This window comes from Parafrankia sp. FMc2, assembly GCF_041008525.1.
Classification (GTDB): Bacteria; Actinomycetota; Actinomycetes; order Frankiales; family Frankiaceae; genus Parafrankia.
Genome location: NZ_JBFLUG010000157.1, coordinates 1 through 15,336, shown reverse-complemented (window position 1 = coordinate 15,336; position 15,336 = coordinate 1). Strand labels below are relative to the sequence as shown.

9 protein-coding genes and 1 pseudogene are annotated in these 15,336 nt (G+C 70.8%); 7 read left to right on the top strand and 3 right to left on the bottom strand.

Features of this window, described 5'->3' with window-relative positions; all coding sequences use genetic code 11:
* The first annotated feature begins 455 nt into the window (after nucleotides 1–455).
* The 7 genes from AB1460_RS31170 to AB1460_RS31140 all read left to right on the top strand — a co-directional run bounded on the left by AB1460_RS31170 (nucleotide 456) and on the right by AB1460_RS31140 (nucleotide 13,978).
* Nucleotides 456–1,133, top strand: a complete 678-nt coding sequence (locus tag AB1460_RS31170; protein ID WP_368965663.1) for a hypothetical protein — start codon at nucleotides 456–458, stop codon at nucleotides 1,131–1,133.
* Between the two features lie 138 nt (nucleotides 1,134–1,271).
* On the top strand, nucleotides 1,272–5,345 hold the full coding sequence (locus AB1460_RS31165; RefSeq protein WP_368965662.1) for a DUF6603 domain-containing protein: 4,074 nt from the start codon (nucleotides 1,272–1,274) through the stop codon (nucleotides 5,343–5,345).
* Nucleotides 5,342–7,750: a hypothetical protein gene (locus AB1460_RS31160; protein ID WP_368965661.1), complete on the top strand. Its 2,409-nt coding sequence runs from the start codon at nucleotides 5,342–5,344 to the stop codon at nucleotides 7,748–7,750. The genes AB1460_RS31165 and AB1460_RS31160 overlap by 4 nt, the downstream gene beginning before the upstream one ends.
* Entirely contained in the window at nucleotides 7,747–11,679 is a 3,933-nt protein-coding gene (locus AB1460_RS31155) for a hypothetical protein (RefSeq protein WP_368965660.1), read from the top strand. The genes AB1460_RS31160 and AB1460_RS31155 overlap by 4 nt, the downstream gene beginning before the upstream one ends.
* Nucleotides 11,680–11,744: 65 nt before the next feature.
* Nucleotides 11,745–13,160 carry a hypothetical protein gene (locus AB1460_RS31150; protein WP_368965659.1) on the top strand — a complete coding sequence of 472 codons (1,416 nt, stop codon included), beginning with the start codon at nucleotides 11,745–11,747 and terminating at the stop codon, nucleotides 13,158–13,160.
* Between the two features lie 277 nt (nucleotides 13,161–13,437).
* Nucleotides 13,438–13,677 carry a hypothetical protein gene (locus AB1460_RS31145; protein ID WP_368965658.1) on the top strand — a complete coding sequence of 80 codons (240 nt, stop codon included), beginning with the start codon at nucleotides 13,438–13,440 and terminating at the stop codon, nucleotides 13,675–13,677.
* A 64-nt stretch (nucleotides 13,678–13,741) separates the two neighbouring features.
* Nucleotides 13,742–13,978 (top strand): hypothetical protein, encoded by a 237-nt coding sequence (locus AB1460_RS31140; protein WP_368965657.1) that lies wholly within the window; start codon nucleotides 13,742–13,744, stop codon nucleotides 13,976–13,978.
* 119 nt (nucleotides 13,979–14,097) lie between these two features.
* On the opposite strand, the gene AB1460_RS31135 is transcribed toward AB1460_RS31140, so the two are convergent.
* From AB1460_RS31135 to AB1460_RS31125, 3 genes and pseudogenes are all read right to left on the bottom strand, one after another.
* Entirely contained in the window at nucleotides 14,098–14,508 is a 411-nt protein-coding gene (locus tag AB1460_RS31135; RefSeq protein ID WP_368965656.1) for a type II toxin-antitoxin system VapC family toxin, read from the bottom strand.
* Nucleotides 14,505–14,729 carry a hypothetical protein gene (locus tag AB1460_RS31130; protein ID WP_368965655.1) on the bottom strand — a complete coding sequence of 75 codons (225 nt, stop codon included), beginning with the start codon at nucleotides 14,727–14,729 and terminating at the stop codon, nucleotides 14,505–14,507. Before AB1460_RS31130 ends, AB1460_RS31135 begins: the two co-directional genes overlap by 4 nt.
* A gap of 415 nt (nucleotides 14,730–15,144) precedes the next feature.
* Nucleotides 15,145–15,336 (bottom strand): annotated as a pseudogene (locus AB1460_RS31125) (hypothetical protein); the annotation flags it as partial.

Here is a 15,336-nt window from a genome sequence, read left to right as displayed (position 1 = left end):
GTCCAGCAACCCTGCCACACATCGGCCCACCCGCCCCTCTACGCACCGTTCCACCCGCCGCCGTCGAAGGATCCAGCCACTGACTCCGATCCCGGCCGACGCGGCCCGTCCGGCCGGGGCCGAAGTTCGCTGCTTTCGCAGCTCACGGGCTCGGCGGGAATACCCGTGCCCGCGCCGCCGAGGCTCGGCCGCCGAAGACCGGCCCGGAAGGCCCGGGGATAACTTTGCGTGACTTTCCGCAAATGGCTCCCCTGCGGGATGGGGGTTCCTTAATCTGTTGTTCGATGGGTTTTCGTGGATCGTCCCGGGTGCGGCTTGTGTGCCCGTAGCGAGCCCCTCTGTGTGCAACGGGAACTGTCGCCGTCCCGCCGCTTGCCTGGGAGCAGGTAACGGCGCCGGGAGCGCGTGTCCCGCGTTTCGTCCTGACGGGTCGTGGCTGTGTGTGGGGGGACATCGTGGCGCCGGAGGAGTTCAATCTGAAGTTGGGTTCGAAGGACAGGCCTGAACATTTTTTCCGTAGTCTCGACGATGTCGAGATCTCCAAGAAGAAGATCGGCCTCACGTACCACCATATAGTGCCGTACAGCAAGCTCAGGGACTTCTGGAACAAGCTCGTCGAGAGCAGGGACATCGAGAAGCTCGAATTTCTCCCCCACCTCCGAGGCGGTATCAGTGGAGGAAGTTATGTCGATGTTCTTTCTCCCGTCGGGAAGCTTGGCGGCGCCGACGCGCTGCAGGCGGCCGGCCTGGCCTCGAAGATCTATTCGGGTGCGATTCGCCATGGTTCGGAAGCCAAGCTGCGTCCCACTGGATGGGACAATCTCATGGGCGTCTACGCCTGGATCCCCGGAAACCTCTTCGTAGGTCCTCAGAATCGATTCGACGATCCTGGCGACAAGCTTGACGAAGCAGCCTCCAGTGTAATAGGTAGCGTCAGGGGGAAGCGCTACGACAAGCTTTCCGAAGCCTACACGCAGATCCTTCGATACCTGGGAGGGGGGCCCGGTAGAAAATTCGCCTTGCCCGCTTCGAACGCGCTGCGTGAGGTGGTCACGCGCGTAGGAATACAAAGGTACGACGACAAGGACTGGACCTGGATCGAGGGCAGGAAAGGGCCGCAGATCCAGAGGTGACAGTGAGCCGCGGGCGTGATGCCGTCGGTCGGTCCCGGTGTGGCTGTGGCTGTGCCTCGTGTCGGCCGGGAAAAGACATGCCGTGGTTTTCGAGAAAAGGCCTGGAAGTAAAAGACCCTGATCCGAGAGAGGGGTTCAGTGGATCTCGATGCCCTGAAAACGCATCTCCTGAGCCTGGATGATCCACCGACACTACGGGCCGCGGACACCGCGCTCCCCACGCAGCTGCGCGCCATCCTGGCCACCTTCCCAGACGGTGTCTGCCAGGCCGCGGCGGGTACCGGGCGACCGGAGGTGGACGCCGGGCGGACGACGCTTTCGCTCTCGCTCACCTGGGTGTCGCCCGCCTGGCCCGTCGGTGCCGCCGTGACCATGGCTGTGACGGGTGTGTCGGTGACCGTGACGAGCCAGGGCCTGGTCACCGTCGCGCTCGGCGGCACGTTCGACACGGTGGAGGTCGTGTCGACGATCACCGCGGACGACCTCGGGCGCCTCGCCGTCGCCGTGCGGCCGGTGCGTCCCGAAGCCTTCGCCGCCGAGCTGGAGAAGCTCGGCCGGCGCCTCGCCGGCGACACCGTCTGGCAGGAGGCGGCAGCCGGGCTGAGCGCGGTCGACTTCAACCCCGCGGATATCGCCGGCTTTGATTACCGCCTGGTCGAGAAGGCGGCTGCCGAACCGGTGGCCTATGCGGTGGACGCCATGGCGATCGTGGCCTCGCTCACCATCAGGAAGCTGCCGCTCGACATAGCCGTGTGGTTTCCACAGCTGGCCCTTACCGGCACACTGGCGGATACGCGACCGGTCCTTGTCCGGTCCCTGCTGGAGTCGTTCGGCATACCCGGGGACGAGGTGCCCGCGGACTGTGCCGTCAGTGAACTGTCGTTCGCGGCCGTCCTCGGGGACGAGTACCTCCTTCGGATGGCGGCCACGGGTGAGTGGTCGATCGGCCCCCTCGCGCTCAGATCCCTGTCCCTGTACGTCTACTACGCGAACGGCGGGGGATTCACGGCCCGGGTCGGGGGCACGGTGTCGATCGGCTCCGCGCTGAGTATCGACATCTCGGCCGGGAAGGAGGGCGGCGCGCAGGGCGGCTGGGCCTTCAGCGGCGGCCTCACGGCAGGCGAGACCCTCGGCATGGCGGAGGTGATCGACGCGCTGGGGCTGACCGACGTGCCCGGGCCGGTCAGGTCTCTCGAACTCACCACCCTGACGCTCTCGCACACCACCGGTTCGGCCACCCTCGACTTCGTCTGCGAGGGAGACCTGGCCGTCGCGGACGGGGTCACGGCCACGTTCCGCGTGACGGTGACCCGCGACGGCTCGGGTACGCGGTACGGCGGAACGCTCGACATCGACGGCTTCGTCTTCGAGGTCGACTTCGACGAGGAGAGAACCGGCACCGACGTACTCGTCGCCACGTATCACGGTGCCGCGGAGGGCACCGAGATCGTGCTGCGGGACCTGGTCGCGCATTTCTCCGCCGACCTGGCGGCCGACGTTCCCGACAGCCTGCGGATCGGGCTGAAGGACGCCAAGTTCGTGCGGGTGAAACCTGCGGGTGGTCCGGCCCGGTTCTGCGTCGGTGTGGACCTCTCGGCGGGTTTCGACCTCGCCCAGCTTCCGCTCGTCGGCGGGTTCCTGTCGACGTTCGGGACGGTGAGTGTGGAGAACCTGCAGGTCCTCTACAGCTCCGGAGTCCTCGACGCCCAGACGGTCGCCGCGGTCAACCGGCTGCTCGGGCCGGCCAAGGTGGTGGCCCTTCCGCAGGCCGGGCTGGCGGCGGGCGTCGCCGCGCTGGCCGAGCTGCGGATCGGGACGGAGACCACGTCGGTCGCTCTCGGCGTGCCACCCTCGAACGCCGGCGGCGGCCAACTCCCCGGAGGATCCGGCGCCTCCAGCACCCCGAGCACATCCAGCACCCCGGATCCGTCCAGCACCCCGAGCACGTCCAGTACGCCTGACACGTCCGGGACGGGTGCCTCCAGCGTCCACTGGGTGTCGGTGCAGAAGCAGCTCGGCATCGTGCACGTCAACCGGGTCGGGGTGATGTACCAGCACAACGTGCTGCTGTTCGCGCTGGACGCGTCGGTCGCCCTCGGCCCGCTGGCCCTCTCGCTCGACGGCCTGGCGGTTGGCTCCCGGCTGGACAGGTTCGCGCCGACGTTCCGCCTCGACGGCCTCGGGATCGGCTACAGCGCCGCTCCGGTGGAGATCTCCGGCGCGCTGCTGCACCTGCCCGACGACCAGCTTCCCGACACGGTGGCGTTCCAGTACGACGGCACGGCCACGGTCGGCCTGCAGAGCTTCTCGCTGGCGGGTCTCGGTTCGTACGCGCAGCTGAAGGACGGCGCACCCTCGCTGTTCGTCTTCGCCCAGCTGGAGGCGCCGCTGGGCGGGCCGCCGCCGGTCATCGTGACCGGACTGATGGCCGGGTTCGGCTTCAACCGGGAGCTGACGCTGCCGAGCCCGAGGGAGGTCTCCGGCTTCCCGCTCCTGAGCCTGCACAAGCAGGGCCCCGGCTCCGGGCACAAGCCCTCCCACGTGCTCGACGTCCTGGAAGGGCGCGAGCCGGCCGTGGCCGGCAGCCAGCCGCGGCGGTGGATCGCCCCCCGCGAGGGCTCGTACTGGCTGGCCCTCGGGGTGGAGTTCACCGTGGCCGAGGTGGTGAACGCCAAGGTGCTGCTGGCCGCGGAGATCGGTGCGGAGCTGGCGCTGGCCGTGCTGGGCCTCGCGACGATCCAGCTGCCGCTGCCCACCGAGTCCGCCAGCACCACCTATGTCTACGCGGAGCTGGGCGTGGAGGCCGTCATCCGGCCCACCCAGGGCAGCGCCGAGATCGCCGCGCAGCTCTCCCCGGCCTCGTACGTGCTGACGCCCGCCTGCCACCTCACCGGCGGGTTCGCCGCGGCGACCTGGTTCGGGAACAACCCGCACGCCGGGCAGTTCGTCGTCACCCTCGGCGGCTACCACCCCGCGTTCCGCCGGCCCTCCTACTACCCCGACGCGCCGCGGCTGGGGATCGACTGGGCGGTCAGCGGCAGCGTGTCGATCAAGGCCCAGGCGTATCTGGCCGTCACGCCGTCGTGCGCGATGGCGGGCGCGCGGCTGGAGGTCCTCTTCCACGAGGGCCCCATCCGGGCCTGGTTCACGGCGCAGGCCGACGTGCTGCTGTCCTGGCGGCCGTTCTTCTTCGACGCGCGCATCTCGGTGAGCATCGGCGCGTCCGGCAGCGTCAACCTGGGGATCCTGCACGTCACGATCAGCGGTTCGATCGGCGCGACCCTGCACCTGTGGGGGCCGCCGACCGGCGGTTCGGTCACCGCGCACTTCCCCCTCATCGACGTGACCGTCAGCTTCGGCGGCTCCCGCGGGGGAGCCGAGACCGAGGCGTTGGGGTGGGACGCGTTCGCCAGCCTGCTCCCGAAGCCGGCGGACGTCGTCACCATCGCGCCGGTCTCCGGCGTCGACGGCGCCGAGGAGGACCCCGGCACAGGCGCCCAGGGCACGGGTGGCGAGGGCACGGGTGGCAAGGTGTGGCAGGCGCGTGCCCGGGACCTGCGGCTGTTCACCCAGTCCGCGGTACCGGCCAGCCACCTGCGGACGGGCGACGCGCCCCTGGCCTCGTCCGAGCCCGGGGACGGCCCCCTGGTGGACGTGCGTCCCATGGACCGCACCGGCCTGGTCGGTGAGCACCGGCTGGGACTCTTCTACGAGGACAGGCCAGCGTCGACGGACGGCTGGACGTTCACCGCCCGCACCCGGGGCGTGCCCGCATCCCTGTGGGGCGCCCCGCCGACCCCGTTCAGCCACACACCGTCGGCGCCCAGCGCCGAGGTGCTGGCGGACCGGCCGGTCGGCTTCGACGTCCAGGCGCCCCGGCCCGAGCTGGCCGCCTCGCGCGGGGTCTTCCCGCTCAGCGAGTACAGCGAGGACGAGCTGCCGCCCGGCCTGTCGCCGCTGCCCCGGGAGCCGGCCGCCAACCGCGACGTCGTCGGCGTACCCGACCCGTCCTGCGTGGACCTTCTCAGGCGCCTCGACCGTGGCGACGCGAGGAGCGGGCGCGACGAGATGTACGCCGCCCTGGCCGACGCCAAGCTGCTCACCGACCTCCACGACAGCACCCTGGCGGGCCTTGCTGCGGGCGCGGCCCACTTCTACAGCCAGGCACCCATGATCCAGAGCGCCGCCCAGGACGCGGGGAGCCGCGGATGAGCCCGAGCCCGCAACACCCCGCCCGCGACACGATCCCCCTCGGGGACATCGAGCTGCACGACCACTATCTGCCCGCCCTGCGCGCCGGCGACTACCGGATCGAGGTCACCCACACCCTGCGCGGCGGGGCGCAGGACGGCGCACAGGTCGTCGGCGGGCCGTTCACGGCCGTCCAGAAGTTCACCGTCCGTGGCCCGCAGGTGCGGATCGACGCCGACGCGGTGGTCGCCAGGCAGCCTCCCGATGCCTCGAGCGGAAGGTTCGCGGAGGTCCTGCCGCACGTGGTGCTCGGTGACCCCATGCTGCCGTGGGAACGTCCACTGACCGGGGGGTCGCGCGACACCCCGTGGCTGGCGTTGCTGGTGCTCACCGACGACCAGCTGGTCGGTGGCACCACAGCCCCGACCCGCACCATCTCCACCACCGTGGCTGAGTTCCTGGCCGGCGACGCCGCCGTGCTCAAGCCCGCGCTGACCGTGGAGTCCGACATCGGCCCCGGCGACCCGTGTGTGTACGTCCAGGTCGCGGCGGCCGAGTTCCAGGCTGTGGCGCCCAGGCTGGACGAGCTGCGCTTCCTCGCCCACTGCCGCGGGGCCAACACCGAGGACCGCTCCATCCTGGGCCTGGCGGAGGACGGGCTGTTCTCCGTCGTCGTCGCCAACCGCTTCCCGACCGCCGCCCCACCCGGCTCAGACCCCGGGACGGGCACGAAGAACATCGTGCATCTCGTCTCCCTGGAGGGCCACGAACGGATCCTCGTGGACGCGCCGGACTTCCGGGGCCGCTCGTCGGTGGCACTGCTGTCCCTGTGCAGCTGGTCGTTCCAGGCCCAGCCCGACCGCGAGGCGGACTTCGCCGACCTCGCCGAGGGACTCACCCGCACGCCGTCCGGCTCCCGGGCCGGGCGCGAGGAAATGTGGCTCCGGCTGCCCGCCCCACCGCAGGACACCGACACCGCCGCCCGGCGGGAGGTGGTCCGGCGGCTCGGCGACGGGTACCTGCCGTTGCCCTACCTGACCCGTTCGGGCGAGGCCACCTACGGCTGGTACCGAGGGCCGCTCACCCCCGTGCTGCCCGCGGCCACCGACCAGGCGGCGCGGGCCACCACCGCCGATGCGCTCATCGCCTACGACCCGGCCTGGGGCAGCTTCGACCTGTCGCTGGCCACCGCGTTCGAGACCGGCCGGGCCCTCGCCCTCGCCGACGCCCCCTTCGCGCAGCACCTGCTCGCGTTCAAGCAGGCCACCCGGCACCTGGTGGACACTCTTCACCACCAGGCCACGAGCACCCACCTGCAGCAGGACGGCAGCGGGCGTACGGGCACACGGCCGGGGACGGCGCGTGCGGCGTTCGGCGCGCTGCTCGACGGCCACCTGCTCACCGCCCTCGGCACGCCACCGGGCCGCCCCCGCGCCGCGTGGTCCCCGCCGGCACCCGCCGCGCCGTCCGCCGACCCGGCCGGCGGGCTCGAGGCCGTGCTGCGCTCCGACGCCACCCGGGCCGCCCTCGCCGCGGCGAGGGACGCCGACGACGGCCTCGGAAAACACCTCACCCGGGTCGCGGACTGGCTCGGCCGGCTCCTGCTGCTCCACCCCGTGCCGTTCACCCACCTGGTACCCGACGAGCGGATGCTGCCGCGGGAGTCGCTGCGTTTCTTCCACCTCGACCCCAGCTGGCTGGATGCTCTGGTCTCCGGTGCCCTCAGCATCGGCGCGCAGTCCAGCCGGGACACCCTGCAGGACCAGGTCGTCGCCGGCACCATCCGGGCCGCGGCGGCGCGGAAGGCAGCCGGGTACCGCGCCACGCAGCGCGGCACCGCGACGGGGGACTCCACGCCCGAGGAGCCCGCGTCCGGTGGCGCCGCGTCCGATGCCGCCGCGTCCGGTGGCGACGCCGTTCTCGGGCCGGTCTCCGGTCTGCTGCTGCGCTCGGCGCTCGTCTCCGGCTGGCCGAACCTGGCTGTCCGCGCCAGCGACGCGGCGGGTGAGCCGCTGCCCATCCTGCGGATGGACCACCTGTCGCCCACCGTGCTGCTGTGCCTGTTCGGCGGCCTGCCCGCGGCCGTCGAGCTCAGGGAACCCCAGGAGGGCTTCCGGTTCGGCGTCGAGGACCACGGACTGATCCCGCTGCGGAACCTGCTGGCCCCGCCCCGCTCATCCGGGGGCCGCCCGCTCGGCGAGCAGCTCGGCCCCGACGTCACCTTCCCCGTCCTGGACCACCTCAGGGCCGGTGCCGGCGGCGGACGGATCCTGGACCTCGGTTCGCTCATCCCCGCGCTGACAGCGGCTCTGGACGCCGCGCACGGCACCGCCGTCGGCCCCGTCGGCCCCGCCGACCTGGCCCTGCAGATGGTCAAGGTCCCCGAGGCCATCCGCTTCACCGGCCCGAACGGAGACCGAGGTTGACCGCCCGTCCCGCGCTCGTCGTCCCCGTGGACCTCGACGTCCTCGTGGTCAACCGGGCCCTCCAGGGCCGCGACGCGTTCCGCAGCTGGCAGCACACCTACCTGGCGCTGGACGACTACCTGAGCCCGGAGCCGGACGGGGGAGACCGCCAGAGCAACGACCCGGTGTACAGCCACACCGGCGTCCACCTGCACTGGACCCTGCCCAGGGGGCTGCGTCACGGCGTGGCGGACCCGGCAACCGGTGAGATCCGCTACCCGCTGGTGCCCAACCGCTGGCTGGTGATCCGCGTCAGTGGTACCGGCACCCGCCTCGCCAGGGCATGGGTGATCGAAAGTGACTGCCCGTACAGCCCGCGGGCGCAGGACGACGGACACGACCTCGTGCGCTCCAGCCCCTACCTGGTCGACGCCACCATTCTGCGCGCCTGGCAGGCCAGCCCGGACCCGTACCGCAACACCATGGACCCCGACGTCGGGCAGGTCCAGATCGGGCTCGCCTTCGGGCACACCGACACCCCGTGGACGGAACGCGCCGGCCGGGACCCCCTCTTCGTCACCGCCATGGGCGGCGGGGACCCGTACTTCACCACCTACACCCCGCACAACACCAACGTCTTCTCCTTCCTCGACGACCTCTCCGACCTCACATCCGCCACCACCCTCGGCTACCGGGTCATCGGCTGGTACTCCGATCCGGACGCCGACGTCCTCGCCTCCCGCCCGCCCGGCACCTCCTACGCCGACCAGCTCGCGCACCTCGGCTGGCAGGATCCCCGCCTGACCGGCGAGGCCGCTCACGACGCCGCGGTCAGCCCGATCACCCGCAGCCTGTACGCCGGTACGGCCCTGACCGTCGGCTGGGATCCCGCCGCGAGCGCGGCGCCCGTCCCGGACCCGCTGGACACGATCCAGGACAACGGCGCGCTGAGCGTCGCCCTGGGCAACACCACCGAGGACGCCTTCACCGCCCTCGCCGGCCAGGCGCTGCACGCGACCGGCGCCGCGCCCTCCGCCGCCGACGTGGCGCTGCTGCGTGCGTTCCTGCACGACCTGCTCGCCGTCGCCGAGGAGAAGGGCGGCGACGAGCGGGTACACCGGCAGGTCCGCGATGCCTCGTTCGCCGCGTCGGGCGGCGGCCATCGGTGGACGGTCACACCGCCCCCCGCTGACACCCCGTCCGATGGAGGCCCGTCCGCCGGCGGCCCACCCGCCGCGGCCGCGGCGCCGCGGCCCTTCGTCCCGCCGGCCTGGCTGGCCACGCTCAACGAGGATCAGCGTCAGCTCGACGAACGGCTCGGCGAGCTGCGGGACCTCCAGTGGCGGCTCAACGCCCTGTGGCTGAAGAACGGGATCGCGGGAGCGTCGATGTTCCCGCCCGACGACGCCCCCGACCAGGACCTGATGGCGCAGGAGCTCGATGCCGAGCGGGAGGGATCTCTCGCCCACACCGTGGGCGTCCGAACCGCCCAGGTGCGGGAACTGGCCGCGAAGGTCCCCCAGCCCGACCACACCCAGCCCCACGCCAGCGCCCAGGACGCCTTCCTCGCCGGGGTCGGCGCCTTCGCCGCGGCGAAGGGGCTGGGCGGGGGCGCCGAGCTCAAGGCCGTCCCGCGCTCCCCGTACGCGCAGAGCAACAACCCCGTGGTGAGCCTGTCGGGGGTACTGCCCCCGGCTGACGCGACCGTTCCCGACCAGCCCATAGCCGTACGGCCACTCACCGACGACGGCGCTGCGCTGATCAGCGCCGTCACGGTCGCGGGCACGACGATCACCGCGGTACCCGGCCGCGGCCCGGTGCCCGCCGTCGCGGGTCTCGACGCCTTCCCACCCGAGGTGCCCGGGCTGCTCGCCGAGTACTTCCTGCTCGATCCCGGCAACGCCGCCGCGCTGGCCGCCGCCGGCGGTCTGCCGGCCGAGCAGGTCGGTGCCGTTCTGAGCGCCCATCCACCCGCCGCCTACACCGGCACCCTCCCAGGGCTGGGTCTGGAACCCTGGACCCAGCCCTGGGAGCCGCTGTTCATGGAGTGGAAGATCTCCTACCGGCACATCCCCCACACCGTGGGCGGGCGGCGCTGCTGGACCTTCGACGGCACCGACTACCGCTTCACACCGGACGGCGTCGACATTCCCCTGGACAGGGTCACCGTCACGGGTGTCTCCGCGCTCGGCCCGCACCCCCGGTCCCTGTTCGCCGCCAGGCTGAAGGAGCACGTCGCCCAGCACGGCACCGACGACCAGCGTGACCAGCTCGACGCCTGGCTCACCGCGATCGGCGACTGGGGACTGCTCGCCCAGGAACTCACCGGCTTCAACGACCGCCTGGCCGCCCGCGACCTGCGCGCCTTCCGCCGTCCCACGACGGGGGACGCGGACTTCCCCGACGTCGCCGGTCTCGCCGGCTACCCGGACGCCGCCTCCGAGGACGGCCTGCCCGCCCGCTACCGCGGCCACGTCCGCAGCGTCCCGTACCTGCCCGGCAGCGCCAGCGCACCCTTCCACGAGACCCGGCAGGGGCAGATCTGCGTCGAGGAGCTCTTCCTCTACGACAAGTTCGGCCGAGTCCTGGACGTCGTCAGCGCCGACACCCAGAGCGGTGGCCTGCACGACTACCGCAACTTCCCGCTCACCGTCGACACCGCCCTCGCCGTCGGGACCTCCCTGACACCCACGATCGCCTCCGTCGCCCAGTTGCCCCCGCGTCCCCTACAACCCGCCCGGCTCGACTTCGACCTCCTGGACGCGCGAACCGGCACGCGCATCGTGGGCACCGCGGCCGACCCCAGCCCCATCTGTGGCTGGATCCTCCCCAACCACCTCGATCACAGCCTGCTGCTCTACGACCCGACGGGGCTCCTGCTCGGCACCTACCGGCTGCTCACCGGAGCCGACGGCCGGCGCACCGGCCAGTGGGAGCCCCCGCCCGGCAGCGCCATCACCATCGCGGACCAGCTCGCCGCCCACGCCCCCGAGATCGCGGCCCTCATCGGTTCCCCGAAGCTCGCCGCGGAGGCGAACCTCACGGCCTTCCTCGACGTCATCGACTCCACCCTGTGGACCACCGACCCGCTCGGCCGGCGCGCCGACCAGAACCTGTCCCTCCTCCTCGGCCGCCCGCTGGCCCTCGTCCCCGCGCAGCTGCGGCTGACCCTCGAGGGACCCCCTATCCGCGACACGGGGTGGGCCGCCACCCTCGACCCGCCGCCGGCGGCCTTCATCAGCGACCAGTTCGAGGTCCGCCTCGGCGACGTGGCCGCCCGCGACGACGGCCTCATCGGCTACTTCGCCACCGACCCGCACGGGGCCTACGACTACGACTGTTTCCACAGCGTCACCGCTCCCGACGACGAGCAGGACTACGCCACCCAGATCGGGCCGCCCGGCACCGCGGGCACCGTGCCTGCCGGGACCGCGCCTGCTGGGACTGTGCCTGCTGGGACTGTGTCTGCCGGGAACTACATCCCGCTGACGTTCGGTGACCCGGCACCCACCCGGCTGCTCCTGCTCCTCGATCCGCGGGCCCCTGTGCACGCCACCAGCGGCATCACCCCCACCGCCACCGCCACCGTCCCGCCCCGGCACACCGACGACGCGCTGCGTCATGTGCAGGCGCTCTTCCGTTTCGGCCCCGTCCTCACCACCGAACACGCTCCGACCAGCCCGCCCGACCGCGACCCCGACCGCGACCCCGACCGCGACCCCGACTCCGACTCCGACTCCGAGACCGACCACGACTCCGAGACCGGAACGCTCGCCTTCCCCCGGCCGGCTGAGAAGAACGGCTCGTGGTCCTGGCTGCGCCCGGCGCCCGGCGAGGCTCCCTGGGCGCCGTACGCGCTGATCCCGGCACCGCTGGAGGCGCGGTTCCCGGACAGCCCCGTTCTTCTCGAGGACGGCCTGCTCCGCTTCCTCGCCGACCCGGAGCAGTAACCACGTTCCCCCCCGACGCACGTCAGGACACCGCAGTAAGGACCCGCACGCCAGGAGGATTCGCCATGGCCGCAAACCCTCTGTTCGACTACCGACCCGCCACCAGCCCGTCACCGCTCGAGGCGGGCAGTGACTCGGAGAAGGGCACCAGGGCCTGCATCAACATCTCCGTTTCCGGCAGCGACCAGAAGATCTACGCCGACAAGATCGCGATCTCGGTGCCAGTCAACACGCAGAGCGGCACCGCGTACTTCACCGAGAATCCGCGCATCGCGGTGAACGACGGCAGATGGAAGCCGGTGTCGCTGGCAGCGGAAACCGAGCAGGAGCTCACCGAGCATCATCAGCTCACCTTCCACAACTCCAACCCCAACGATCCGGTCACCTACCCCCTGATCTTCAGTATCAGCGGTCTGATCGCCACCGCCACCGGTGACCCGCTCCTCGTGCAGATCGTCGAATCCTCCAACACGCAACCGCAGAAGTTCACCCGCAAGAATCCGCGGACCCTGACCCTGCCCGTCATCGAGCCCGTCTTCTACCTGCGCAACTTCCTGGCCCGCAGCACGGACAGGCCGACCGTCCCCAAAACGAGGATCGACGCTGGCGAGTCCCTCCAGCTCTCCTGGGAGAGCAACGGCTCCTACTTCTGGCTGTACGACGGCAGCAACGCGGCCCCCGTGTTCGAGGGAACCGGCACCTCGTGGCCCGCCCCGCCGGGCACGATCCTGCGCGACACCACCTTCATCGTGAAGGCGTCCGCCGTCGGTGGCGGACAGCAGGCCGCGGAAGGCTTCGAATCGGTCGAGCAGTACGCCAGTCTCACCATCGCCGTCAACAACCCCACCCTGACCGGACTGACCGTCTCCGGCCCGGTCACCGCCACGTCAACACTGACCGTCTCCGGCTCGGTCACCGCCGAGTCCACGCTCGACGTGTACCGGTCGCTGTCCGCCCACGACGACGCGACGGTCGGGGAGGAGCTGACGGTCTCGGGCAATCTCACCGCCCGGTCCCGGCTCGACGTGAACGGGCTGCTGAGCGCCAACGACGACCTGACGGTCGGGAGCAAGCTGAGTACCCAGGGCATCAACGGCGCACGGTTCGGGGAGGACATCGACGTCGGCGACAAGATCAGCACCTACGGTCACAACGGACTGAAGGTGCTGCACGACCTTTCGGTTGATGGCGGCGCCGAATTCGTCGGGAGCGAAAAAATCGTGCGCATCCGTGAGCTGCGGGGGCCCTACGGCGAGGATCTGACCATCAACAGCACCGTCCGGGTGCTGGAACAGTGCGGGTTCACCATCGCAGGCAGCACGGTCCTGCGCGACGGGGACCACATCGGCCTGCAGAACAGGCAGAAGGACGGCTGGCTTTACGCGGCCGTCTACAACCACGACGACGATCGCGGCTATATCTTCAGGTGGAATCCCGGTAACCGGGTGGGTGGGGACAGCTGGCGGGTGACCCGCGACTAGAGGCTTTTCGTAACCCGGGTGCCGGGCCCCGAGGCTGTCTGGTGGATCATGTTGGGGCACGGGTCGTCTCCGCTGCCGATCCTTGGTAGATCTTCCCGTCGGTCGGGTTGAAGCCGACCCGGTTCCGCCATCCGTGGTCGCTGTCCCCGCCTGACCGGGCCCTGCTGGTCGTGGTCTACCAGCGCACGGACCTCCCCCGCGCCAGATCGGTCCGCTGCCAGCCCTGGCCCCGGCCCCGGCCCCGGCGAAACGGTGTCCCCGCGACCAGATCGCGATCGTGGACGGCACGCTGATACCCACCGGAACCATGGCCCCGGCCGCCCCGTCGAAGCACCACCGGTACTCGACGAACCCGCGGGTCGCGGTCGACGCGGGCCCCCGTCTGGTCATCGCCCTGGGTGACCCGCGGTCCGGGAACGGCAACGACCCGATCGTCTACCAGACCAGCGGGATCGCCGACCACCCACCGGACGGTCCGTACTGGCCGACTGGGGCGACCAAGGTCATCCGGACGTGATCATGCCGTATCGGAAACCGGCCGAGGGCAGCCCTGACCGGAGTGGAAGGAGGAACCCGGCCGGGTGCACCGCAAGGGCCCGGTCCATGTCGAGTACGCCCTCGCCGGGATGAAGACCTTGAAGATCCTGTTCGGCAGGATTCGTGACGACCGTTGGAAACCAAGCCCGGTCGAAGCTCCCATCGTCCGCCGCACCTTCACCGATGGGCGACAGCAACAACAGGCAGTGCGGGGCGCAACCGTCCAGTGGCGCTACGGAGGTCCGCGCAATAAGCGGATCGGTGCACCCAACCAGCACTAATGCGAACCTGAACCTGCAGGTCAACGGTCCGGCCGTGTCCATCGAACCCATCCACGCGAAGATCCGTAGGGCCGGCTACAGCGGCAGCACGAACGCCAGGAAAACTGGCTGGCAGCCGGCTAAGGCAGCAGAGTGAAAGCGGGGACGTGGCTTGGACGGACCACGCTGAAGTGGCGGCGATCCAGCGTGGCGACGTGCACCGCCTGAAACTTCTCGGCGACCGCGACGACGAAGGCGTCGGCGGTGCCCAGCGGAAGACTCGCATACCGTTCGACCAGAACGGCAGCCCGATGGGCGTCGGCAGGTGCGACGGGCACCAGCTCGTAGACACCGTCCGCCACGTCGCGCAGAAAGTCGGCCTCGGCCTTCGCTCCGGCCCGGCTGAAGAGCATGTAGCCGATCTCGGAGAGGAGCGGGGCCGGTAGCAGAAGTGGCCCGGGAAAGTTCTGGAGCAGGTCGACGCACTGCCTGTGGTGGTCGTCCTTGCGGTTGGCGACCGCCACCACGGGGCCGGTGTCGACGACGATCACGCGCTGCGGCGGTCCTCGTCGCCCCAGGCCTCGCGCATGATCTCCTTGGCATGCTCGCCCAGATCTGGTTCGCCGTCGAAGACGGCCGTCGTACGGAACTGACGACGGGGGCGCTCTCCGCGCTCCACCGCCACCCATTGCCGCAGCAGCTCCACGGCCTCGGGTAGCCGGTCCTCCGGCAGCGCGTCAAGCAGCCGGTGTGCTTCCTCACGCACGCTCATGCAGCCAGTGTAAGAGCCCTGCCCGCGTCCGACCCTGCCACCGACGTGGTCTCCATCCCGGGAAGCCCGACGTCTCGTTACGACCCGGCGGTCGCAGGCATCCACACATCCCGGCGGCTCCCGCCCCGCACCATCGCTCCGGCCGGAAAATCCGATCTCGCGAGGGCGTGGCGGGAACCGAACCTGAACCTGCAGGTCAACGGCCCGACCGTGTCCATCAAACCCGTCCACGCGAAGATCCGCCGAGCCGGTTACGCCGGCAACACGAACGCCAGGAAGACGGGACTGAGGTCGAGGGGTGCGGCCGCACGTCAGCCGAGGATCTCGGGCTCGGGGCAGAGAGATTTTCCCACGACGGTCAGCCACGGTAAGAACAGCTCCCGTCGAGCCTAGTACTCCAGCCCGACTTTTGTGATCAGTTGAGTTGGAGTGCTGCGGCTTGGCGGCGATAGTGGCTGGCTTGTGCGCGTGCCTGGTGGTGGCGGCGCCACCGGGACCAGGCCAGCACGAAGCCGGCGGACGGGTCGGGTCGGGGTAGCGCGATCTGGGTGATGAGGTGGCGGACCTCGTTGATGGTGAGGGGGATGAGCCCGTCGGCGGGTTCGGT